Annotated in this window: 23 protein-coding genes and 1 tRNA gene; 2 read left to right on the plus strand and 22 right to left on the minus strand. The window is 44.3% G+C overall.

Annotated features, from left to right (window positions below; translation table 11 throughout):
- Positions 1 to 276: 276 nt before the first annotated feature.
- The gene (locus tag ACZ5B7_RS26045) at positions 277 to 984 is read right to left on the minus strand and encodes a hypothetical protein (protein WP_464491504.1); all 708 of its coding nucleotides are present in this window, start codon (positions 982 to 984) and stop codon (positions 277 to 279) included.
- Between the two features lie 588 nt (positions 985 to 1,572).
- Here ACZ5B7_RS26045 and ACZ5B7_RS26050 point away from each other — a divergent pair.
- Complete coding sequence (locus ACZ5B7_RS26050) at positions 1,573 to 1,725, plus strand: hypothetical protein (protein WP_464491505.1); 153 nt, start codon at positions 1,573 to 1,575, stop codon at positions 1,723 to 1,725.
- A gap of 680 nt (positions 1,726 to 2,405) precedes the next feature.
- On the opposite strand, the gene ACZ5B7_RS26055 is transcribed toward ACZ5B7_RS26050, so the two are convergent.
- Both ACZ5B7_RS26055 and ACZ5B7_RS26060 read right to left on the minus strand, forming a co-directional pair.
- Entirely contained in the window at positions 2,406 to 2,633 is a 228-nt protein-coding gene (locus ACZ5B7_RS26055) for a hypothetical protein (RefSeq protein ID WP_464491506.1), read from the minus strand.
- 643 nt (positions 2,634 to 3,276) lie between these two features.
- A tRNA-Arg gene (locus ACZ5B7_RS26060) sits at positions 3,277 to 3,348 on the minus strand.
- A gap of 246 nt (positions 3,349 to 3,594) precedes the next feature.
- On the opposite strand from ACZ5B7_RS26060, the gene clpP reads away from it, so the two are divergent.
- On the plus strand, positions 3,595 to 4,197 hold the full coding sequence (clpP, locus tag ACZ5B7_RS26065; protein ID WP_378583067.1) for an ATP-dependent Clp endopeptidase proteolytic subunit ClpP: 603 nt from the start codon (positions 3,595 to 3,597) through the stop codon (positions 4,195 to 4,197).
- A gap of 726 nt (positions 4,198 to 4,923) precedes the next feature.
- On the opposite strand, the gene ACZ5B7_RS26070 is transcribed toward clpP, so the two are convergent.
- From ACZ5B7_RS26070 to lgt, 19 genes are all read right to left on the minus strand, one after another.
- Positions 4,924 to 5,181, minus strand: coding sequence for an HPr family phosphocarrier protein (locus ACZ5B7_RS26070; RefSeq protein ID WP_213117730.1), 258 nt, complete (start codon positions 5,179 to 5,181; stop codon positions 4,924 to 4,926).
- Positions 5,182 to 5,257: 76 nt separating this feature from the next.
- Positions 5,258 to 6,208: a DNA-binding protein WhiA gene (gene whiA, locus ACZ5B7_RS26075; RefSeq protein WP_213144220.1), complete on the minus strand. Its 951-nt coding sequence runs from the start codon at positions 6,206 to 6,208 to the stop codon at positions 5,258 to 5,260.
- Positions 6,209 to 6,314: 106 nt separating this feature from the next.
- A complete protein-coding gene (locus ACZ5B7_RS26080; RefSeq protein WP_464491507.1) occupies positions 6,315 to 7,298 on the minus strand; it encodes a gluconeogenesis factor YvcK family protein in 984 nt (327 codons plus the stop codon).
- The gene (gene rapZ, locus ACZ5B7_RS26085) at positions 7,295 to 8,191 is read right to left on the minus strand and encodes an RNase adapter RapZ (protein ID WP_213117727.1); all 897 of its coding nucleotides are present in this window, start codon (positions 8,189 to 8,191) and stop codon (positions 7,295 to 7,297) included. The genes ACZ5B7_RS26080 and rapZ overlap by 4 nt, the downstream gene beginning before the upstream one ends.
- 21 nt (positions 8,192 to 8,212) lie before the next feature.
- Entirely contained in the window at positions 8,213 to 8,671 is a 459-nt protein-coding gene (locus ACZ5B7_RS26090) for an 8-oxo-dGTP diphosphatase (RefSeq protein WP_213144217.1), read from the minus strand.
- 356 nt (positions 8,672 to 9,027) lie between these two features.
- Positions 9,028 to 9,978, minus strand: coding sequence for a thioredoxin-disulfide reductase (gene trxB, locus ACZ5B7_RS26095; protein ID WP_423799571.1), 951 nt, complete (start codon positions 9,976 to 9,978; stop codon positions 9,028 to 9,030).
- 125 nt (positions 9,979 to 10,103) lie between these two features.
- Entirely contained in the window at positions 10,104 to 11,600 is a 1,497-nt protein-coding gene (locus ACZ5B7_RS26100) for a tetratricopeptide repeat protein (protein ID WP_464491508.1), read from the minus strand.
- 347 nt (positions 11,601 to 11,947) lie between these two features.
- Entirely contained in the window at positions 11,948 to 12,577 is a 630-nt protein-coding gene (hisIE, locus tag ACZ5B7_RS26105) for a bifunctional phosphoribosyl-AMP cyclohydrolase/phosphoribosyl-ATP diphosphatase HisIE (RefSeq protein ID WP_464491509.1), read from the minus strand.
- Between the two features lie 67 nt (positions 12,578 to 12,644).
- On the minus strand, positions 12,645 to 13,406 hold the full coding sequence (hisF, locus tag ACZ5B7_RS26110) for an imidazole glycerol phosphate synthase subunit HisF (protein ID WP_213144213.1): 762 nt from the start codon (positions 13,404 to 13,406) through the stop codon (positions 12,645 to 12,647).
- A gap of 21 nt (positions 13,407 to 13,427) precedes the next feature.
- Positions 13,428 to 14,156, minus strand: coding sequence for a 1-(5-phosphoribosyl)-5-[(5-phosphoribosylamino)methylideneamino]imidazole-4-carboxamide isomerase (gene hisA, locus ACZ5B7_RS26115; RefSeq protein WP_464491510.1), 729 nt, complete (start codon positions 14,154 to 14,156; stop codon positions 13,428 to 13,430).
- Entirely contained in the window at positions 14,153 to 14,779 is a 627-nt protein-coding gene (gene hisH / locus ACZ5B7_RS26120) for an imidazole glycerol phosphate synthase subunit HisH (protein ID WP_464491511.1), read from the minus strand. Before hisH ends, hisA begins: the two co-directional genes overlap by 4 nt.
- A 61-nt stretch (positions 14,780 to 14,840) precedes the next feature.
- Positions 14,841 to 15,428, minus strand: a complete 588-nt coding sequence (gene hisB / locus ACZ5B7_RS26125) for an imidazoleglycerol-phosphate dehydratase HisB (RefSeq protein WP_464491512.1) — start codon at positions 15,426 to 15,428, stop codon at positions 14,841 to 14,843.
- Between the two features lie 12 nt (positions 15,429 to 15,440).
- Positions 15,441 to 16,715, minus strand: a complete 1,275-nt coding sequence (hisD, locus tag ACZ5B7_RS26130) for a histidinol dehydrogenase (protein ID WP_464491513.1) — start codon at positions 16,713 to 16,715, stop codon at positions 15,441 to 15,443.
- A gap of 3 nt (positions 16,716 to 16,718) precedes the next feature.
- Positions 16,719 to 17,348 (minus strand): ATP phosphoribosyltransferase, encoded by a 630-nt coding sequence (gene hisG, locus ACZ5B7_RS26135; protein ID WP_464491514.1) that lies wholly within the window; start codon positions 17,346 to 17,348, stop codon positions 16,719 to 16,721.
- On the minus strand, positions 17,345 to 18,514 hold the full coding sequence (locus ACZ5B7_RS26140; protein ID WP_464491515.1) for an ATP phosphoribosyltransferase regulatory subunit: 1,170 nt from the start codon (positions 18,512 to 18,514) through the stop codon (positions 17,345 to 17,347). The genes hisG and ACZ5B7_RS26140 overlap by 4 nt, the downstream gene beginning before the upstream one ends.
- Positions 18,515 to 18,923: 409 nt before the next feature.
- The gene (locus ACZ5B7_RS26145) at positions 18,924 to 19,460 is read right to left on the minus strand and encodes an acyltransferase (protein ID WP_464491516.1); all 537 of its coding nucleotides are present in this window, start codon (positions 19,458 to 19,460) and stop codon (positions 18,924 to 18,926) included.
- Positions 19,461 to 19,483: 23 nt separating this feature from the next.
- A complete protein-coding gene (gene ppaX, locus ACZ5B7_RS26150) occupies positions 19,484 to 20,122 on the minus strand; it encodes a pyrophosphatase PpaX (RefSeq protein WP_464491517.1) in 639 nt (212 codons plus the stop codon).
- Positions 20,122 to 21,057, minus strand: a complete 936-nt coding sequence (locus ACZ5B7_RS26155; protein WP_464491518.1) for a nucleoside recognition domain-containing protein — start codon at positions 21,055 to 21,057, stop codon at positions 20,122 to 20,124. Before ACZ5B7_RS26155 ends, ppaX begins: the two co-directional genes overlap by 1 nt.
- Before the next feature lie 62 nt (positions 21,058 to 21,119).
- Complete coding sequence (gene lgt / locus ACZ5B7_RS26160) at positions 21,120 to 21,935, minus strand: prolipoprotein diacylglyceryl transferase (RefSeq protein WP_213144204.1); 816 nt, start codon at positions 21,933 to 21,935, stop codon at positions 21,120 to 21,122.
- Positions 21,936 to 21,962 lie beyond the last annotated feature (27 nt).

Genomic DNA, 21,962 nt, shown 5'->3' on the forward strand with positions numbered 1-21,962 from the left:
GAGGCGGGCATGCAAAGCCCATAAATAATAGAATACTGAATGAAAAAGTGTATACTAGTAATCTTCCTTTATACAAAGTTATACATTTTTCTAAGCCTTAGGGAAAGAAAAAGGAATAAATCCTCTTTCTTTTTAATCCAATTTAAATTATTATTTTTTACCAAACAACACCCATTCCGATTATTGGAATGGGTGTTGTTTTTACTCAATGAATATCAAGGATAAGGGCAAGGAGATGTTCCCCGTGCGGGATGAACGACATGGCTCTGGAGGAGATTACGGACACATTCTAACCATTACTTGACCAGAGGGGATAGTTTGATTCGCTGTAAATACTAATCCTGCGTCGGGTATTGTCAGGACAGCGGAATCTTGATTACCCATACCACCATCTATTAAAGTAAGTATGAAATTAAAACCTGGAGTACCGTTTAATGTTCCCGTTCCTGTAATAGTAAATACAATCCCCATTGGAGTGCTGACACAAGTACCTATAGACCCATCGGGATTTAAATCATATTGATCAGCTAAAAATGTATAAGTAGGAGTGAGTCTAGGAAATTGAAAACCAAAAAGGTCTCTTATTGCTGGATTACACTCGTCTGAACCTTCACCAGAACCACAGATATTACCACGCCCAACAAGATCGTCTCCCATTCTCCTTTGCAGATCGGCTCTTTCTGTACCGTCCCCAACGAGCGTAAATTCAGCGTTTGAAATATTAAAAGTTACAGCACAAACGCAAAATGGTGGTGGAGGTGGAGGGGCAAGCTCATCAGCAATCGCTTCTTGCAAAGTCTCATCAGCTTTTTCATTAGCTGCCAGAAGATCATCGATGGTGACAGGACCTCCTGTAGATCCCGGTCCGGTCCCCAGAACTTGTTGTACGTTTTCAGCAGCCTCATTGATCTCTTCAGCGTTTTCAAGATTTTCTAAAGCATCTGATAAAATTGAGTTTGGATCTGTATTATCTTCAAAATTCACAGTATATGATAACCTCGCTTTCATCGAGATAATTTCAATGTCCACCACTACAACTAACGGTAGTGATTTCGGATTCTACCTACCTGCCACCGCGCTATAGCCACTCACTAAAAGAATCTCCAGCACCGCCAGCGCTTTCCGGTGCAGTGCTCAACGAAATCGAAGCGGAAATTTGGGAAAATACACTTGTGACAAAGTGAATCGCTCGTATATCCAATGTGGTTACATTAGCAATATATTAATGGGTGTTGACTATTGAATCGGCGCTTGTCTATTATTTACAGCCCCTTTTTATGTATTTGAACCATGGCAAGATCTGAGATTAGAGTCACTAACCTCAAAAGTAACTGTTTCTCCTGCTGAAGGTTCCCGTTCAAAAGTCCGGGGGCGGCGGCGGCTCGGTAAATAATGTAGGGGTTGATGCAAATATCCAACCTAACGGCACGGCCGGACAACCTGGTGGCGCCGGAGGTGTCGGCGGTAACGGAGGATCAGCTGGCGGACCATTAGAACCGGGAGCAGGAGGAGCAGGAATCCTCACAAACGGGGGCAATGGCACCCCTCCGGTTACTGGGGGTACAGCTATTAATGCAGGTGGCTTCGGAGGTATCGGTCGTGCTGGAGCCAACGGAGGATTTGGCGGCGGCGGCGGCGGTGATAACGGTGGCGGCGGCGGCGGCGGATTTAGCGGCGGCGGCGGCGGCGGATTTAGCGGCGGCGGCGGCGGCGATGGATCTGTGAATCTTGCAAACGGCGGCGGCGGCGGCGGCGGCTCTCAAAACAACGGAATCAACCAGGTCAACACAGCGGGTGTTGGCATGGGAGACGGCCAAGTTATTATTATTTACTCCTGATTGGCATGCATAATCTAGCAATATCGAAGTAACGCCAGAATTCGCTGAATTAAAAATATCAACATCACTTAATTAACAAATCAAGCATCCCCCTTAAGAAATCAGCTGATAATTCCTGTGCGTACTGATCATTGCAAAAAATGGATCTTTTTAACAAACAACACCCATTTTGATTTTCGGACTGGGTGTTGTTTTAACTCAAGAATGTCAGGAATAAGGCAAGGGAGATGTTTCACGTGTGGGATAAAGGACATGGATCTATAGGAGATTACGGACATATTCTATCCATTTTACATGACGAGGGTCGATAGTTTGATTCCTGTGGTGAAGATGCCTTATAAAAGCATCGCTCCCGTTTAAGCGAAAAACTTCACAATATTGTTTTATACACAAAACTCCCTCTGAAACTGGAAATGAGACGGATCTTCTCCATCCCATTTTTGTCCCTGTTCTATAATTGACAGCGTTTTTTGCAGCCGTAACAAACTTTTTTGATTATGCTATAGATTGAAACTTGCTATAAAGATAGCAAAAATGCTGTCTTTTTTTAGTTCCACTAAAGACGGATCAGCTAACTTTAATAACAGTTAATTCAACTGATTGGAAACCTTGCCCATCGAATGCATTAATAGTTGTATCAAAACTACCGCTGATATTTCCTAATTGTAATGTAGAGTTTGCCGGAATATGGATAATAGCTTCCCCGCTGAGCTCTCTAACATCTTGGGCATCGTTTGGGTCAGGGTAAAATAATTGATTGTTAGTCTGGCCATTTGGAACTATAGAGGCATTCAAGAAAATACCAACCCCCGGCTGAATTTGATTTGTGCCGTTTCTCCAAACGTGTACAATTTATGAAACTCATAATCACCTTCTAATGGTACGAAAACAGTATTACCGCCTACCAGAGTGACTCCGCCCGTGATTAATGCGCACTAAGACCTTTGATATTCCTTGAACGGTGACTTGCTCAGGTGCAGCCGTCAATTGAGTCATTGGCTGGCAGGTGATGTTCCAATTAAGTCAAGAATATTTTCAAATTTGAAGTCCAGCAGTATTTCTTTCTTAGTAATGTGTCACGAAGGGTTGTTTGAAAATTTGTATCCACAGTAAGAAGATCGGAGGACGAAAAAGTATCTGGGGAAAATGTAGTTCTTGCTTTGGTTAATGTGCCAAGAACAAGTACTGATGAATAATGATTTAATACATCACGAGAAAAGTAGCTTTTAAACACTAAACTAATAAAGTGAAATGTAATGTAATTCCCACAAGTCATTATTTCTGAGGGAGTTTTTGATTTTCAACATAATCGGAAGTTTGCTGCTTTGATTGTGTGTTCTTTTTCGTGATATTTCCTAACGAAAAATATCCTAAAAAAAGCGATGCCCCCACGCATGGAATAACGCGTAGAGGCACCGCAAACTGAACAATTTATGTACGCCCTCGGCAGGAATCGAACCCACATTTTAAGAACCGGAATCTTACGTGCTATCCGTTGCACCACGAGGGCAAAATTATTAGCGACTTACATATTATATTTCATTATTTCTATTTTGGCAAGAGCTAATAGAATTTTTAACAGTTTCCGTTTCTCCAAAGCTAAAAAATAGTTTTAAAACCGCTCACGATTGGTTATGCTGAATGAGGGAAAGTTGTCGAACATTTTTCGAGATGAATTGTTTGACCTTTATTGACCATCAGTGTATGATAACAATACATAAGCTTTTTACATTTTTTATTCAAAGGAGGAAGAAAAATGAATTTGATTCCTACAGTCATTGAACAAACGAATCGCGGCGAACGGGCATACGATATCTATTCCCGTTTATTAAAAGACCGAATTATCATGCTTGGCAGCGGTATTGATGATAATGTTGCCAACAGCATTGTAGCGCAATTGTTGTTCCTTGAAGCGGAAAATCCTGAAAAGGACATTACTCTTTATATTAACAGCCCAGGCGGAAGCATCACCGCTGGAATGGCCATTTATGATACGATGCAGTATATTAAGCCAAATGTATCCACTGTTTGTATAGGTATGGCAGCATCAATGGGCGCATTCTTACTTGCCGCTGGGGAAAAGGGCAAGCGTTTTGCATTACCAAACGCTGAAGTAATGATTCACCAGCCGCTGGGCGGAGCTCAAGGTCAGGCTACTGAAATTGAAATCGCCGCTAAGCGCATTTTATTCCTTCGTGAAAAACTAAACGGCATTTTAGCTGAGCGTACTGGCCAGCCAATCGAAGTACTTCGCCAAGATACTGATCGCGATAACTTCATGACTGCTGAAAGAGCGAAAGAATATGGTTTAATTGACAACATCATTACACGCAATATTCTTGATAAGAAAGAAAAATAATACTTAAAACGGGCAATCGGCGGGCAAGCCGATTGCTTTTTTTCGTCCTAAAGGAATTATTCTTGTATTGGTTGTGAGAGATAAGGACCAGGTGTTTTGAAATTCTTTTTAGGTGTTATAACCGTCCATAACTACCGAACTCTCCGATTGTTTTCTGCTCCGGGCGTTATAAACGGTTTATAACTACCGAACTCTCCGATTGTTTTCTGCTCCGGGCGTTATAAACGGTTTATAACTACCGAACTCTCCGATTGTTTTCTACTCCGGGCGTTATAAACGGTTTATAACTACCGAACTCTCCGATTGTTTTTTACTCGGGGCGTTATAAACGGTTTATAACTATCGAACTCTCCGATTGTTTTCTGCTCCAGGTGTTATGAACGGTTTATAACTACCGAACTCTCCGATTGTTTTCTGCTCCAGGCGTTATGAACGGTTTATAACTACCTAACCCTCCGATTGTTTTCTGCTTCAGGCGTTATGAACGGTTTATAACTACCGAACTCTTCGATTGTTTTCTGCTCCTGGCGTTATGAAACGATTTATAACTACCGAACTCTCCGACGAATTTCTGCTCCGGGGGTTATGAATGGCGCATAAATACCAATTATTAAAAAAGGGTCAGTCCAAGGCATTATGACTAGATTTATCGATTACTAACTATACAAAAATATCAGCGATAACAAAAAAGGGCTTGGCACCACTATAGCCAAAACCCTTTATTCCTTAATGATCCTTCTGAATAAACTCAGATAATGCCTTAATGGCAGTTTCTTCATCAGAGCCGTCTGCAATAATATTGATGACAACCCCAGAGCCGACAGCCAAGCTCATTAAGCCCATAATGCTTTTCGCATTTACTTTCTTGCCGTCTTTCTCCAGAAAAATATCTGCCGAAAAACGGTTCGCCTCCTGTACAAATAAAGCGGCAGGACGCGCCTGTAAACCAGTTCTTAATTTAACTTCTACTTCTTTTACCAACATTTCAAATTCCTCCTCATTATCCCACTATAATATTAAATGAATGCTCATTCACTAACAAACTATTTTAAAATTATATCTACTTCACAGACGGCATTTCTCCGGCCCGCAGCCTTTCGGCAATTTCATCAATTTTACGCAGGCGATGATTGATGCCAGATTTGCTAATAGACCCGCCGGAAACCATTTCACCTAGTTCCTTTAAGGTAACGTCTGTATAATTTAACCGAAGCTCGGCAATTTCCCTTAATTTATCAGGTAAAATCTGCAGGCCTACCGTTTGATCAATGAACCTTATGTTTTCGACCTGCCTGATTGAGGCTCCGATGGTTTTATTAAGATTGGCGGTTTCGCAGTTTACCAGGCGGTTAACCGAATTACGCATGTCCCTGACAATTCGGACATCCTCAAAGCGGAGCAGGGCATTATGCGCGCCAATAATATTTAAAAACTCGGTTATCTTTTCAGCCTCTTTTAAGTACGTAATATAGCCTTTTTTGCGCTCTAGCGTTTTGCTATTCAAGTCAAATGTATTCATCAATTCACATAAGGAATCATTATGCTCCTTATATAGTGAAGCAATTTCCAAGTGATAGGAGGATGTTTCCGGATTATTCACGGAACCTCCGGCCAAAAACGCACCGCGCAGATAAGAACGCTTACAACACTTCTTTGTTATTAGTTCGGGGGAGATATTATGGATGAAGGTAAAACCCTCACCAAGGATTTTTGTATCCTCGAGAATTTCCCTCGCCTGCTCTGCCAAGCGCACGATGTAAACATTATTCTTTTTCAAGCGCATTTTTTTGCGGACGAGCAGCTCAACCTGAACCTGGTAATTCTTTTTAATCAAGGTATAAATTCTTCTGGCAATCGCAGCATTTTCGGTTTGAATATCGACAATGATTTTTCGATTTGAAAAGGAAAGGGAACCGTTCATGCGGATCAGGGCTGAAAGCTCAGAACGGCTGCAGCAGGATTTCACTTCCAAGTTCGTTAATTCCTTTTTCGTTTCCGAAGCGAAAGACATTCCCTCACCTCCTTATGACCAACACTAACATAAATATTCCTTTTTGAAAGTAATTTCTTTCAAAAAAGAACATGTTAAATAAGCTTTTTAAATAATATTAACTTATTTACGCTTCATAACGTCTTTTGGTTTCATTTATTAACAAATTATATAAAATTTTGGCGACCTTCTTCGGGTCATGCCTGAGTGCACCGTTTTCTAGATTGGCAATGTCGGCATAAACCGTCTCAAGCCCAAGCTCCGTTAACCGGTCCACATCGTAGAGGACAGGATGGGCCAATTCCTCATTGTAGCGAAGCTGAACATCCTGCGGAATTTCTTCATTATTCACGAGTATCGTATCGATAAACGCGCTGCTCAAATGATCATAAATGGCTCGCACATGATCGCTTGCAGTATAACCATGCGTTTCGCCGGCCTGTGTCATCAAATTGCAAATGTAAACCTTTTTGGCATGTGAACGACACACCTCATCGCCTAGCCGTGGAACAAGCAGATTAGGCAATAGACTCGTATATAAACTGCCCGGTCCAAGAATAATCAGGTCGGCTTGGCGAATCGCCTGAATCGTTTCCGGAAGCGGCCGGATTTGCTTTGGGGTCAAAAAAACCCTGTTAATTTTTTTACCGGAGTAGGGAATTTTCGATTCTCCTGATACAATCGTGCCATCCTCCATTTCTGCATGTAACACAACACTTTGGTTGGCAGCAGGCATCACTTTTCCCCTTACATTCAATACCTTGCTCATCTCCTGAATCGCATGAACAAAATTACCGGTTATCGAGGTCATTGCGGCGATAATCAGGTTGCCAAGCGAATGGCCGGATAGTTCGTTTGACGTCTTAAACCGGTGCTGGAACATTTCCTCAACGAGAGGCTCCACATCGGAAAGTGCCACCAAAACATTACGGACATCACCCGGCGGAGGAACATGCAGGTCCTCTCGGATTCGGCCTGAACTGCCGCCATCGTCAGCTACGGTGACAATAGCGGTAATATCAACAGGATACTGCTTTAAGCCTCTAAGCAAAACAGGTAACCCTGTGCCTCCGCCGATGACGACTATTCTAGGCTGCCCAAATTCTCTCATGTTGTCTTTTCCTTTCTCCTCTCGATGTCACGGTGAGAAACAATCGTCTTATAATCCTTTTGGAAAAATCGGCCGATGTATTCAGCGAGCGCCACAGAACGATGCTGGCCGCCCGTACAGCCAATCGCAATCACCAATTGGGCCTTGCCTTCCCTTTTGTAATGAGGAAGCATGAAACTCAGAAGGTCTGTTACTTTTTCCAAAAATTTCTGTGTTTCGTTCCATTTTAAGACATAGCTGGAGACATCCTCGTCGAGTCCTGTTTTCGGGCGCATATGTTCAATATAATGCGGATTGGGCAAAAAACGCACATCAAAAACAAGGTCGGCATCAATGGGAATGCCGTGTTTAAAACCGAACGACATAACGTTAACTGTAAAAATTAATTGTTTATTCGCCGTAAACTCCGTTAATATCTTCTCACGTAATTCCCGCGGTTTCATCTGGGAAGTGTTGTAAATTAATTGTGCCCTGCCTTTTAACTCCTCAAGAAGCTCCCGTTCAAGGGTAATACCTTCAAGAGGTGACCCTGATTTTGCGAGTGGATGCGACCTTCTTGTTTCCTTATAGCGGCGGACCAATGTGGCATCATCCGCATCAAGGAATAAAATCTGCGGTGTAACCCAGGAGGTTTCTGCAAGATTATCATCCAACGCTTTAAAAAGATGATCGAAAAACTCCCGACCCCTCAGGTCCATGACAAGGGCAACTTTATTCATTTTATTCCCTGATTCCTTCATAAGTTCTAGGAATTTCGGGAGTAAAGTAGGAGGCAGATTATCGACACAGAAGAATCCTAAATCCTCAAAGCTTTGGATGGCGACTGTTTTCCCTGCGCCGGACATGCCAGTAATAATGACCATTTGGATATCGCTTGTCGAACCGGTACTCATTTTGATTCCTCCTATTTCGAATTAACCTGGATCTAATCGGTAACTAATCAGCTGAAAGTCTTTTGTATAAGTAAAAGTACCGTAAATCATTCCCTTGCCGTGAATCATATAATCGATAATATGGTAGTCTCCGGCTGCCATCGGCAATCCTTTTATTTGGTCAAAAAGATGCCATTCAAGCTTGCCTTCTTCCGACTCATCAAGGTCCAAGCCATCGGAATCATGGGCCACAAAGCTGAACATCATCCACTCCGACAGAAGCTGGTCGCCCTCCATCATGATCATCGTAAAAATTCCTTTTAGCTGGGGATTCTTTAAATATACGCCCGTTTCTTCACGGTATTCCCGGATGCAGGAATCCCGGACAGACTCGCCCGGCTCCATTTTCCCGCCAGGTGCCACCCACCAGCCACGCCGCGGTTTTTGCAGCAACAATACCTTATTTTCTCTAATTAACACACAATTGGTGACCCGCTGCACAACATTTCACCCTCTTTATATAAACACATATTGCAAAATATCTTAAGATAACAACCTCATATATTCTTCTCATTATACTATTTTTATAACCCGCTCACAATCAATTGAAAATTGATATTTCTGCAAATTCCCGCTTACAAATATTACAATTAGAGCCAGATTGGCGAGTTCCCGTATTATGTAGCTTTCTTACTGAACACAAAAAAAGAGCACAGGCTGCTGGACCTGTGCAGAAAAGGTATATATTTTTAAAGGGGGTCAATTTCCATAATCATACTATATTTTTATTTCACTATTGTTACAGTTGAATTAAAACAGGATTAACTTTTTGTAAAAAATGTTGGGAAACTTTTTCATTATTTTTTCAGTTTCATTTCCTCTTTCAATTCTTCCACATAGTGCTGGGCTGTTTGGGCAGCAATACTGCCGTCGCCAGTCGCCGTTACGATCTGACGGAGTGTTTTTTCACGGATATCTCCTGCTGCGAAAATGCCCGGCACTTTTGTTTCCATTTTTTCGTTTGTTTCAATGTAGCCATTTTCGTTTGTGATGCCTAAGCTCTCGAATGGTTTAGATAGCGGCACCATTCCGATATAAATGAACACGCCATCAGCAGGCAGGGTTTGTTCTGTATCATCCACTGTTGATACCAATGTCACACTGCCAACCTTACCGTCCTTATCATTAATCGATTTAATGGTATGATTCCAAATAAAATCAACCTTTTCATTGGCAAAGGCACGGTCTTGAAGAATTTTCTGTGCACGAAGCTGGTCACGGCGATGCACGATGGTAACCTTAGATGCGAATCGAGTTAAGTATACACCCTCTTCAACTGCAGAGTCCCCTCCGCCGATGACAAAAAGCTCTCTATTTTTGAAAAATGCTCCGTCACAGACAGCACAATAGGATACTCCACGGCCGCCAAGCTCTTTTTCGCCTGGCACTCCGACTTTTTTATACTCTGCACCTGTTGTAATGATGACAGAATAGGCTTTATACTCCTTTGATCCGGCTTTGACGAGTTTATAATCGCCGTGATCAACAACTTCTTTAATGTCACCATAAGCATATTCGGCACCGAACTTCTTCGCATGCTCAAACATTTTCGTTGATAAATCCGGACCTAAAATGCTTTCAAAACCCGGATAGTTTTCAACATCCTCGGTATTGGCCATCTGGCCGCCCGGCATTCCGCGTTCAATCATGAGAGTCGATAGATTTGCACGTGATGTATATACAGCAGCTGTCATCCCGGCAGGACCCGCCCCAGCAATGATGACATCATAAATTTTTTCTTCAGTCATGGTCGTTTTCACTCCTTGTATAAAAAAAACGATTAAGTTTAGCTTTCCCAACTTAATCGTATTAAACAATTGATTTATAGTCCAAAAATCTGCTCATTTCCGGCGATTTTGGGGTGATTTTAATTTTAATTTAAAAGCTCATTGACTAACTTTACGTATTTTCCGATTGTTGCCGATGAGGTTCCGTAGCGCTGTGCAATTTCCTGCTGGGACACTTTTTCACTGCGCAGCCTGTGCCATACGTACTCGACTGCACCTGCCCAGGCGCTTTTATTTTTCAATTGCATATTTGCTTTAAACATTTCCACAAAAACGGAAAACCACATTAAATATAAACCGGCCTCAATTGTCCCAATTGGCTGATGGTTTTCATAAAACAGCTCAGCGACTTCCTGCGCATCGGCCGTCCGTGACGGTCTTCCCGAGCGGATTAACGAGATGTATTCCTTCTCCAGCGCCGTAAATTTCTGATTTTGAAAAAGGCGCTTTGAGGTGATAATTTCATCCTTTTTATCCGAAACAGTTGTCAGGAATAGAGCAAATAACCGTTCCTCGACATAATCGCTTTCTAGTTTTTGAAAGATCGAGCCGGAATGGTCCTCAAATCCGTTTGCACGGTCCTGCTCATTTGTATTCCACGGTTCCTGGCCTTCTTTGTCAGGATTAATTTCAAGCAGCTTTTTCCAAACGTTTTGGGCAAAAACTTCCCTGCCTGTGAAATAAGCAGAATAGGCGAGCCAATAATAAAAGGGACCATCCCCAACAAAGCCGTTTTTATATAATTTTTTCAGCCAAACATAAGCATGCTCATATTCGCCGACAAGCGCGAAAGAGGTTCCGAGCTTAAATTGGTGCTCGCTTAAAAGCGGCTGAATTTTTTTCAAGCTATCAAACAGCTCATTGACATATTTGATACGCCCTTGATAATGGGCAAATATCATTTTATTGCATAGCGCGTGCAGATTCCCGGGGTTCTTTTTCAAAACATCATTTAAGATGGCGTCCGCCTTCTCGGCTTTGCCTAAATAGAAATAAGCGAGCGCTAGGTTGTTGTAGGCAGACCAGTATTCCGGGTACTCCTTGATGACTTCCTTTAATAGTTCTATCGCTTTTGGGAAATAACCTGATTCGAGCAGCTCGCGAGCCTGCTCCTGTTTAACGATTAGGTCGTCCTGCTGAAAGAACTCTTCAGCCAAATCATCCGACTCCAATGCGAGAAGCTCAAGCAATTCCTCCGCATCCTCTGAAAAATCCCCACCTGCATCCAATTCCATATACAAGTTGGCATGGTGATAAGCATCTTTAAAAAATCCCAAATGGGCATAATTATTTGCTAAGAAGTAGTGGCACTCCACCATTTCATGGTCAAGATCTTCAAGGATGAGATGCAGGAGTCGGTTGGAATCTTCAAACTCGCCAAGTTCAGTCGATACAATGGCCAGCTGGCACGCAATCATCGGTTCGCCCGGCTCAAGCTGCAACGCCCGTCCCAGATATTTTTTCGCTTTGAAAAAATCACGGCGATGGTATGCCTTAATTCCTTTCTTGAAATAATATTCCCCTGTAGGAACAAATGAGAGTATTTTCCCCTTTTGCATTCTTGCTTTTGCGTCTTTACTCATGCAGTCCTCCATCATCCTTTCATAACTAATGTAGTATAACACAATTGAGTCTTGTACGAGAAGGATTTAGGGCTTTGGGCGGTATGGAAAAATTTCCGGAGCGGGGTTTTGCTAAAAATGGTTATTATTTGGGATAAGAAGGTTAATCAAACCCGACCTGAAAAGGGAATCCGCCAAATATGGAAAGTTATCCGCTGAGTACACGGAGATATCCGCCAAGTTGGGGGCAATATCCGCCGAACTGCGCGTTATATCCGCCAAAATGGAATAGATATCCGCCAAACCGTTTAAAAAAAGACGAACCCTTCCTAAAATAGGTATTTTTAAATAGAAAAACCGGTCCAAAATCAGGACCGGTCCTTGTGTCTTTCTTCCAATGTACGTAATACTTCTTTGAATGGAAGGCCTTGTTCCACCAGCAATACCTGCAGGTGATAAAGCAAGTCCGCCGCTTCCCATTTCAGTTCTCCATGGTCGCGGTTTTTGGCTGCGATGATGACTTCGGCAGCTTCCTCGCCAACCTTTTTCAAAATTTTATCGACACCTTTTTCAAAAAGGTACGTGGTATAGGCACCTTCCGGACGCTCCCGTTCGCGTTCCAAAATGACCTTTTCAAGGGTTTGTAAAATTTGATAGTCCCCTAGGCTGGATTTGCGATCCGCAACCTCTTCCCCTGAAAAACAGCTGACTGCTCCTGTATGGCAGGCTGGTCCTTTAGGATTCACAAGCACCAATAAGGCATCCTGATCGCAATCGTACTTAATGCTGACTACAGACTGCGTATTGCCGCTTGTTTCCCCCTTATGCCACAATTCCTGGCGAGAGCGACTGTAGAACCAAGTTTCACCTGTTTCCAATGTTTTCGCAAGCGACTCTTTATTCATATAAGCAAGCGTCAAAACTTCTAATGTTTCTGCATCCTGAATAATAGCAGGGACTAATCCCTTTTCGTCAAATTTGATAGTGTCCGGATTCATCGGACCTTCACTTCCTTTTTTGAAATCGAACTTAGTTTTTTATAAAAAAATCCCGAGAACGGCGTATTTAACGGACGGCCAGTCCCTTTTCGCGCAAATAGCTTTTAACTTCCTGTACTGAAGTTTCCTTGTAATGAAAAATGGATGCGGCAAGTGCAGCATCGGCTTTACCTTCCAAAAAGGCTTCAGCAAAGTGCTCCGCATTTCCGGCACCGCCTGAGGCAATCACCGGAATCGTAACGGCTTCACTGACCGCCTTCGTAAGAGAGAGGTCAAAACCGTTTTTCTCGCCATCGCTGTCCATGCTGGTCAGCAAAATTTCACCGGCTCCAAGCTCCGCTGCCTCCCTCACCCAATCAATTACCTTTTTGTCAGTGGGCTTGCGGCCGCCGTGTGTATAAACACGCCATGTTCCAAGCTCTGAATCATATTTTGCATCAATGGCTACAACGATACACTGGGATCCGAAAAAGTCGGCCCCTTCACGAATAAGTTCCGGATTCTGGACCGCCGCAGTATTCAAAGAAACCTTATCTGCCCCGGCACGAAGAATTTTTTTCATATCTTCCAATGAATTGATGCCGCCGCCAACCGTAAAAGGAATGGCCAATTCGGAGGCAACCGCCTTAACGACCTCAACCATTGTCTTTCGTCCCTCAACCGAAGCCGAGATATCAAGAAACACAAGCTCGTCGGCCCCTTGCTCATCGTAAATCCGCGCCAGTTCTACCGGATCGCCGGCGTCGCGCAGCTGGACAAATTGAATTCCCTTTACTACCCGCCCGTCCTTCACGTCCAAGCAGGGTATAATTCTTTTCGTTAAAGTCATGATTTCTCCCCCGCCCTTGTTTTAAAGCTGACCAATTTTTAAAGCTTCCTTTAAGGTAAATCTTTTTTCATAAAGGGCCTTGCCAACGATTGCTCCACCGATGCCTTTTGCCGTGGCTAGGGTCTGTAAATCCGCAAGGCTGCTCACTCCGCCTGAGGCAATGACGTTTTTACCAGTAATTTCAGCCAGTTCACTGACAGCAGCAATATTGGGCCCAGAAAGCATTCCGTCTGTGGCAATATCTGTAAAAATAAAGGTCTCAGCCCCTGCATCCGCGAAGCGTTTCCCAAGCTCGACCGCCTTCACTTCAGAAGTATCGAGCCAACCATGTGTAGCCACATAGCCATTTTTCGCATCGATTCCGACGGCAATCCGCCCGCCGAACTTTTTAATCATATCAATAGCGAACTCTGGATTTGAAACCGCAATGCTTCCGATAATAACTCGGTCAACACCATTCTCTAAATAATGGGCAATATCAGCCTCGGAACGAATCCCGCCGCCGATTTGAATTTTCACATTAGCGAGCTGCTGAGCCGCCTCAATCACAAAACGGTCATTTACCCGCTTGCCATCCTTTGCCCCGTCTAGGTCCACCATATGGATCCATTCGGCACCATCAGACGCAAAGGTATGAGCCATGTCAAATGGAGAATCGCCGTAAACTGTTTCTTTGTCGTAATCGCCTTGCAGAAGGCGGACACATTTCCCGCCCCGCATGTCAATTGCGGGATAAATGGTGAAAGTCATCGTACTGCCTTCCTTTCAACTGCTATTTTTAAAAAATTATCAAGCAGGGCCATTCCAAGCCGGCTGCTTTTTTCGGGATGGAATTGCATTCCGAAAATGTTATCGCGGCCGACAACAGCGGAAACCAGTTCATGGTAATCCGCTTTGGCAATGAGGACCTCTGAGTTTTCCGCATTCACAAAATAAGAATGAACGAAGTAGACATAATCCTCTTCCAAATTGCTAGTTAGCGGCGATGCATTCACGAACTTAAGCTGGTTCCAGCCCATGTGGGGAACCTTGTATGGTTCACCGTTCTTGGAGCGGCCAGGGAAACGGCGGACACTGCCCGGCAAGAGACCAAGACCTTCCGTAAAACCATTTTCCTCACTGTTTTCAAATAAAAGCTGCATGCCAAGGCAAATACCAAGTAACGGTTTTCCAGTGGCAGCAAATTCCTTGATTGTATTTGCAGGCAGACGCTCCATCGCATCACGAAAGGCACCAACCCCAGGTAAAATCAGGGCATCAGCCTCAAGCAATTCACTATGATTGGCTGAAATGAAATAATCTGCCCCCAGACGTTCCAGCGCCTTGCTTACACTAAATAAATTCCCCATGCCATAATCTACAATACCGATCATATAAACATCCTTTCTGGTACAGTGGCACGCGGTGCCTGTTACTCCCCGAATTTTCTAAAATCTACAGCATTCCTTTTGTAGATGGAACACCTTTGATGCGCGGGTCAATGGTTGTGGCTTCATCGAGTGCCCGGCCAAGTGCTTTAAAAACAGCCTCAATCATGTGATGTGTATTTTTTCCATAATGGACGGTTACATGGAGATTCATCCGGGCCTCCAGGGCTAGCTTCCAGAGAAACTCATGAACCAATTCGGTATCGAAGGTTCCTACCTTCTGGCCAGGGAACTCCGCCCGCATTTCCAAATGCGGGCGATTGCTAAGATCGACCACTACCTGCGCCAATGCTTCATCCATCGGAACAAATGCATTGCCATAACGTTTGATACCACGTTTGTCGCCAAGGGCTTCACGAAGCGCCTGTCCCAGACAAATGCCGATATCCTCCGTAGTGTGATGGTCATCGACTTCAATATCACCATTTGCATCCACTGTTAAATTAAATTGTCCGTGTTTTGTAAACAAATCGAGCATGTGGCTTAAGAATGGTACCCCTGTTTCCAGGTTGGAACTTCCTTCGCCATCCACATCAAACGTCAGCTTTATTTTCGTTTCATTTGTTTTTCTATCCACACTTGCAACTCGTTCCATGAGCTCACCCCACTAGTTATCGTTTTTTAGTCTCGCCTCAACGGCGCGAGCGTGGGCCTCAAGCCCTTCCATTCTGGCAAATGCTGCAATTTTTGCACCGTTAGCCTTTAATGCTTTTTCACTATATATGATGACACTGGATTTCTTTTGAAAATCATCCACGTTGAGCGGGCTCGAAAAGCGTGCCGTTCCATTTGTCGGAAGCACATGATTCGGTCCGGCAAAGTAGTCGCCAACTGGTTCAGAACTGTATCGTCCGATAAAAATGGCTCCGGCATGACGAATTTTCCCCAACAGCTCCATTGCGTTTGCTGTCATCACTTCAAGGTGTTCTGGCGCTAGCTGGTTAACCGTTTCAACCGCCTCATCGATATTTTCCGTTACATAGATAGCTCCATAATCCGCAATTGATCGGGCGGCAATTTCTCTTCGTGGCAGCACAGCAAGCTGCTTTTCAACCTCTGTTGCAACCCCTTCGGCCAACTCCAATGAAGGTGTTACCAATACACTGCAGGCCCGCGGGTCGTGCTCCGCCTGGGATAACAGGTCAGCTGCCACCTCGTCTGCCATGGCTGTTTCGTCTGCTAAAATAGCAATCTCACTTGGGCCGGCAATCATATCGATGTCGACATCGCCGAATACTTCGCGTTTAGCAAGCGCAACGTAAATATTTCCCGGACCGGTGATTTTATCTACGGCTTGAATGGTTTCCGTACCGTACGCTAACGCCGCCACGGCTTGGGCTCCGCCTGCCTTGTAAATTTCTACTACACCTGCTTCCTTTGCGGCAACAAGTACCGCTGCAGGAAGTTTCCCATCCGCATCCGGCGGGGAAACCATGACAATCCTTTTCACACCGGCAACCTTTGCTGGAACCACGTTCATTAGCACCGATGAAGGGTAAGCAGCCGTTCCGCCCGGCACATATACGCCGACTGAATCAAGCGGGGTAATTTTTTGACCAAGAATTGTGCCATTTTCCTCCGTCGTCATCCAGGAAGGACGAAGCTGTTTTTCGTGGTATGTACGGATATTTTCCGCTGCCTCACGAACGATGGAAATAAATTGCTCATCAACCTTCCCGTAGGCTTCTTCAATTTCCTCTTCTGTTACGGAAAAAGAAGATAACTTTACACGGTCGAATTTCTCTGTATATTCACTTAATGACTCGTCCCCACGGCTGCGGACATCGGCGATAATTCCTTTTACAACCGCCTGCTGCTCAGAGGTCCCGGCTTCAATCGACCTTTTTATCGAAACTAAATCCTGCACTCTTTGTATTTTCATTTATTAACCCCCCACAACTTCATGAAGACGTGCGACTAGGTCGTCAATTTGCGCATCTTTAATTCTGTAGCTGACTGGATTTACAACGAGTCTTGACGTAATATCAACAATTTTTTCGTATTCCACAAGCCCGTTTTCCTTTAGGGTCCGGCCAGTAGAGACAATGTCAACAATTCTGTCAGATAACCCGATGATCGGGGCGAGTTCGATGGAGCCATTCAATTTAATGATTTCGACTTGCTCCCCCTGCTCACGGAAATAAGCTTCAGCAACATTCGGATATTTCGTCGCCACTCTTGGTGCTACCTCGTTCATTTTTGTATCAGGCAGACCAGCAACTGCTAAATAGCAATAGCTGATTTTTAAATCAAGAAGCTCATAGACATCGCGCTCTTCTTCGAGCAATACGTCTTTTCCGGCAATCCCGACATCGGCAACGCCGTGCTCGACATAGGTAGCCACATCCATCGGCTTTGCGAGAATGAAGCGCAGGTTTTCCTCGGCAACATCGATGATGAGTTTACGGGAATCATCAAATTCCGGCGGAAGTTTATAGCCTGCTTTCCGCAGCAATTCCGCCGCTTCTTCAAAAATTCGGCCCTTTGGCATGGCAATCGTCAATACATCGTTCATCGCTGTCCACCTCCGATTAAAAAGGTCGTATCGGCGAATTTTTTAGTAAAAGCATCTATGTCTTTAACGCCTGTAATATCCTGAAGCACTGTTCTGGTTCCTTCCTCATGCAGTTTCCGAGCGAGTTCGAAGGCTTCCTTCCGCCGTTCCTGACTGAACAAAATGCAATGCCCGGTAGTTTCCGTTTGGCCGCCTCCCATTGCCTCGAGCAGCATATCAAGCCGGACCGCAAACCCTGTTGCAGTTGCATTTTTTCCAAACTTCTCAAGTAAGCTGTAGCGGCCGCCGTTGCCAATCGGAAAGCCGACATTCCCGGCATAAACCTCAAATAAAATGCCAGAATAGTAGCTCATATGACTGACGATTGAAAAGTCAAACTTCACATGCTCTTCGACACCATAATCCTTAATGACATCCCACAGCTCTTGTAATTCTGTGATTGCCTGCTTGCCTTTGTCATTTTCAATAACGTCCAAGGCGTATTCGATCACCTCTTCGCCACCCCTTAGCTGAAGCAGCTTCAACAGCCTTTGTTTATCAATCGAAGAGAGGTTGAACGACTGTACGCTTTCGCGATAGCCGACATAATTTTTTTCATATAAAAACTTCCTTAGTGCTGTCGCCCTGCCGTTGGTGCCAAGAATCTGCATGAACAGTTCCTGGGAAAACCCGACATGTCCGATTGAGACTTGAAATTCTGACAAGCCTGCTTTTTTTAAAGAAGAAATTAATAAAGCTATCGTCTCACCGTCGCAGGAGACAGTATTGTCATTCAAGTATTCGACACCAATCTGCTCAAATTCAGCGGGCCGTCCGCCCTCGCGCTGCTGGGCCCGGTATACATTTGCCGAGTACGCCAATCTAACCGGCAGGTCCTCGTTTAACAGTTTGGAAGCCGCCACGCGTGCAATCGGAGTTGTCATTTCCGGCCGTAAAACGAGGGTATGCCCCTCTTTATCAAGCAATTTAAAAAGCTGGGCATCGAGAATCGCCGATGCTGCACCAACGGTTTCATAGTATTCAAGAGTCGGGGTTTCAATAAATTGATAGCCCCAAAGCTTCATCGTATCCGCAATTGAGGAACGTACTTGATGCTTTTTTTCATATAATTCTGGGAGCGTATCCCGCATCCCTAAAGGCTTTTCAAACATAAACAAGCGGCTCATCTTTCCCATCCTTTTCGAACACTTTAGTCTGCTAATGTATTAGAGAATTAAAGTTAATTATATGTAGTTTAAACCTTGTCGTGGTTTTCGTCAATGAAAAAACATTGAATATAAAGACTTTTTGTGGGATTTCTGGCTGGGGGTATTGGCTGATTCGCCAAATCTTATGTATTATTCGCCGGATTCTGGATTTTATACTCCAAAAAGGTTGCTTTCAAAAGATCAGACTGGCAACTATCCGCCAATTTTAGAGTGTTATCCGCCAAACATAGTCCAATATCCGCCAAACTAGGAAACGTATCCGCCAACTTTATCTGAAAATCCGCCTAACCCCTGTAAGTATCCGCCAAACCACAAAAACCAACTATCAAAAAAAGCCTGGTCAAACACCCCAGACCAGACTTCCATTTCAATTATTCTTTTTCCCATAAATCGGATCATCGGCCCAGCGATCGGCCTGCTGCTCTTTTGTATAAATGACCTGCATTGGGTTACCCCCGACAAAATAGCCGGGTGGAACATCCTTATGTACCATCGTACCCGCTGAGACAATGGCCCCGTCGCCAATCGTCACCCCGGGCATGATAAGTGAGTTAGCGCCGATCATCACTTCATCTCCGATGATAACTTCACCCAAGCGGTATTCCTTTATCAAATACTCATGGGCGAGGATCGTCGTATTAAAACCGATGACCGTGTTGCGGCCGACGCTGATTTTTTCCGGGAACATGATATCCGGCATAACCATCAGAGCAAACGAAGTCTTTTCCCCTACCTTCATGCCGAGAAAAGTTCGATACAGCCAGTTTTTCACACTCATAAAAGGAGTATAGCGCGCCAATTGAATAACAATAAAATTTTTGGCAACCTTCCAGAAAGACACCGTTTTGTAAACCTGCCAAAGGGAGTTCGCGCCCTTAACAGGGTAGCGGGTCGTTTTCCTCATACTTCTCACTCTCCGAGGACTCTTTATTTATCAAGGATTTTTAACAAATCCGGCATTTCCTCTAAGATGTAATCTGGATTTTGCTCGGCAATGTGATTGCGGCCTTTAGCCGACCAAGCGACACCTGCCGTCAACACCCCAGCATTTTTTCCACCTAAAATATCGTGGAGATTATCGCCGACCATCATCGCTTCAGATGGAGACGAACCAAGCTGTTCCAATGCTTTCAAAATTGGTTCTGGATCAGGTTTGACCTTGGTGACATGATCCAAAGCAATGACCGTTTCAAAAAACGAATCCATCTTCGTCAAGCGCAGCCCCATCATCGCCACATCAAGACGTTTAGTCGTAACGATCGCAAGCTTATAGCCCTTTTCCTTTAAAGCTTGAATGGTTTCAAATACACCAGGGAATTCTTTCACAAAGGAATCATGATTTGCAACATTAAATGCCCGGTACTCAGCAATCATATCGTCTACCTGCTCGGGGTCTACGGTGCTAAACGCCTCACTGAGAGTTGGTCCCATGAACGGCAAAACATGCTCGCGCTGATACTTGCCGGGATAAAATTTCTCCAATGTATGCAAATACGATGCTATAATTAATTCATTTGTATCAATCAAAGTTCCATCCAAATCAAATAGGATTGTAGTAATTTTCACTATGCCGCTTCCTTTCTTAGTAGACCTGACCGCCGCCAAATGGTGCCGACGATTAAGGTTAAGATAATCGCTACCCCCAGCCGGATTAAGAACAACGGCCAAACCGGGATGCCTAACGGTACAAAAATTAATGTATCCTCGACAACTGCATGGCAGGCGACGAGAAAAATAAATGCTAAGGTCACGTCTTTATGGCTGACTCCGTCCTCTTTAACGGCTTGAATCATGACGCCTGCACCGTACGCCAGCCCGAACAAGAGACCTGCAGCCATGGTCGTGGAGGTATTCTCCTTCATTCCAAGCGATTTGGTAACAGGAGCCATCGTTTTCGAAAACTTTTTCAACCAGTTAATATCCTTCAAAATCTGAATGACCACCATAAGCGGAATAACAATCATCGCGAGTTGCAGGATACCGAGGCCCGCTTTTTCAATCGCTTGTAAAAAGATTCCGCCGAAGCTTGATGGATGCCCTGTTTGCGCTTCGATTAAGCCGTACTTGGCTGGGGCGCTGCCGCCATGCCAGACAAGATTGATCACCGCAGCAGAAACAATCGCCAATCCCAGCCTTGTTGTCAGGACGACCCAAAGCTTGACGCCAGCCTTCATCGCAACACCGGATTCGATAAATAAGTTGTGTGAAAAGGATAGCATAACGGCTAAAATAAACACTTCTTTTACAGAAAAATCGAGTGTCAATATGGCTCCGATTGCCGCATAAAGGTTTAGGAAATTGCCAAGAACAAGCGGAATGGCGGCATCTCCAGAGAGTCCCAAAAGCTTCATCAGCGGGGAAATCAGCTTGATGATCCACGGCAATACTGGTGTATACTGCAGCACGGCGACGATCAGCGTAACTGGAAAAATGATTTTCCCCAATGTCCAAGTTGTCTTTAAGCCGGACAGCAGTCCATTTTTAATCGAGTTGAACAGCATTTCCCCAAAACTCCCTTTTATGTTTTACATGTGGTTTCATTTTATCTAATAATTTTAAGAACCTAGTTTGTCTGCTCCAAATACCTTGTTTCCGACAGCTGTTTTTTCCGGCGGTAAATTAAAATGATAATCGCACCAACAATTAGCGCAATTGAAATGGTTTGTGCCATGCGCAGGCTGCCGAGCATTAAGCTATCGGTACGAAGGCCTTCGACGAAGAAGCGGCCGATGGAGTACCAGATCACATACGTTAAGAACAATTCCCCGCGGCGGAAATTAACGCGGCGAAGGAGCATTAACAGGATAAAACCGGCGAAGTCCCAAAGAGATTCGTATAAAAATGTTGGATGATAATAAGCCCCGTTAATGTACATTTGATTAATAATAAATTCCGGCAAATGCAGGTTTTCAAGGAATGTGCGGGTAACCTCCCCGCCGTGGGCTTCCTGGTTCATGAAATTGCCCCAGCGGCCGATAGCCTGCCCGAGGATGATGCTCGGCGCTGCAATGTCGGCAATTTTCCAAAAAGAAATCCCCCGTTTTTTCGAAAAAATGTATGCCGTCAGGACGGAACCAATCAAGGCGCCGTGAATAGCAATTCCACCGTTCCAAATTTGCGGAATGTCCGCCAGGTGGTTTTTGTAATAGCCCCATTCAAAAATAACATAATAAATGCGGGCAGAAATGATGGCAATCGGAATCGCCCAAAGCATTAAATCGGCAAACGTATCCTTCGGGAGACCGCGGCGGTTTCCTTCACGAATTGCCAGGTACAACGCAAGAGCAAGGCCGGAGCCTATGATAATCCCGTACCAATGCACCTGGATGGGACCAAGCGAAAAGGCAATGGGGTTAAGCGGCTGAATATTTTCGTTCATCTAACTCTCCTCTTCCTATAAAAACTG

This window comes from Neobacillus sp. S1115 (assembly GCF_055385565.1).

What these genes read in the sequence shown, in the direction of transcription:
- hisIE (WP_464491509.1), bottom strand. Translation starts at nt 12,577, where the DNA reads ATGAATCCGGACACTATCAAATTTGACGAAAAGGGATTAGTCCCTGCT.
- ACZ5B7_RS26050 (WP_464491505.1), top strand. Translation starts at nt 1,573, where the DNA reads ATGCAGGTGGCTTCGGAGGTATCGGTCGTGCTGGAGCCAACGGAGGAT.
- ACZ5B7_RS26100 (WP_464491508.1), bottom strand. Translation starts at nt 11,600, where the DNA reads ATGAGTAAAGACGCAAAAGCAAGAATGCAAAAGGGGAAAATACTCTCA.
- hisD (WP_464491513.1), bottom strand. Translation starts at nt 16,715, where the DNA reads ATGAAAATACAAAGAGTGCAGGATTTAGTTTCGATAAAAAGGTCGATT.
- rapZ (WP_213117727.1), bottom strand. Translation starts at nt 8,191, where the DNA reads ATGAGTACCGGTTCGACAAGCGATATCCAAATGGTCATTATTACTGGC.
- hisH (WP_464491511.1), bottom strand. Translation starts at nt 14,779, where the DNA reads ATGATCGGTATTGTAGATTATGGCATGGGGAATTTATTTAGTGTAAGC.
- hisF (WP_213144213.1), bottom strand. Translation starts at nt 13,406, where the DNA reads ATGACTTTAACGAAAAGAATTATACCCTGCTTGGACGTGAAGGACGGG.
- ACZ5B7_RS26140 (WP_464491515.1), bottom strand. Translation starts at nt 18,514, where the DNA reads ATGAGCCGCTTGTTTATGTTTGAAAAGCCTTTAGGGATGCGGGATACG.
- ACZ5B7_RS26145 (WP_464491516.1), bottom strand. Translation starts at nt 19,460, where the DNA reads ATGAGGAAAACGACCCGCTACCCTGTTAAGGGCGCGAACTCCCTTTGG.
- ACZ5B7_RS26155 (WP_464491518.1), bottom strand. Translation starts at nt 21,057, where the DNA reads ATGCTGTTCAACTCGATTAAAAATGGACTGCTGTCCGGCTTAAAGACA.
- hisG (WP_464491514.1), bottom strand. Translation starts at nt 17,348, where the DNA reads ATGAACGATGTATTGACGATTGCCATGCCAAAGGGCCGAATTTTTGAA.
- ACZ5B7_RS26080 (WP_464491507.1), bottom strand. Translation starts at nt 7,298, where the DNA reads ATGAGAGAATTTGGGCAGCCTAGAATAGTCGTCATCGGCGGAGGCACA.
- ACZ5B7_RS26070 (WP_213117730.1), bottom strand. Translation starts at nt 5,181, where the DNA reads ATGTTGGTAAAAGAAGTAGAAGTTAAATTAAGAACTGGTTTACAGGCG.
- hisB (WP_464491512.1), bottom strand. Translation starts at nt 15,428, where the DNA reads ATGGAACGAGTTGCAAGTGTGGATAGAAAAACAAATGAAACGAAAATA.
- clpP (WP_378583067.1), top strand. Translation starts at nt 3,595, where the DNA reads ATGAATTTGATTCCTACAGTCATTGAACAAACGAATCGCGGCGAACGG.
- lgt (WP_213144204.1), bottom strand. Translation starts at nt 21,935, where the DNA reads ATGAACGAAAATATTCAGCCGCTTAACCCCATTGCCTTTTCGCTTGGT.
- trxB (WP_423799571.1), bottom strand. Translation starts at nt 9,978, where the DNA reads ATGACTGAAGAAAAAATTTATGATGTCATCATTGCTGGGGCGGGTCCT.
- whiA (WP_213144220.1), bottom strand. Translation starts at nt 6,208, where the DNA reads ATGTCTTTCGCTTCGGAAACGAAAAAGGAATTAACGAACTTGGAAGTG.
- hisA (WP_464491510.1), bottom strand. Translation starts at nt 14,156, where the DNA reads ATGACTTTCACCATTTATCCCGCAATTGACATGCGGGGCGGGAAATGT.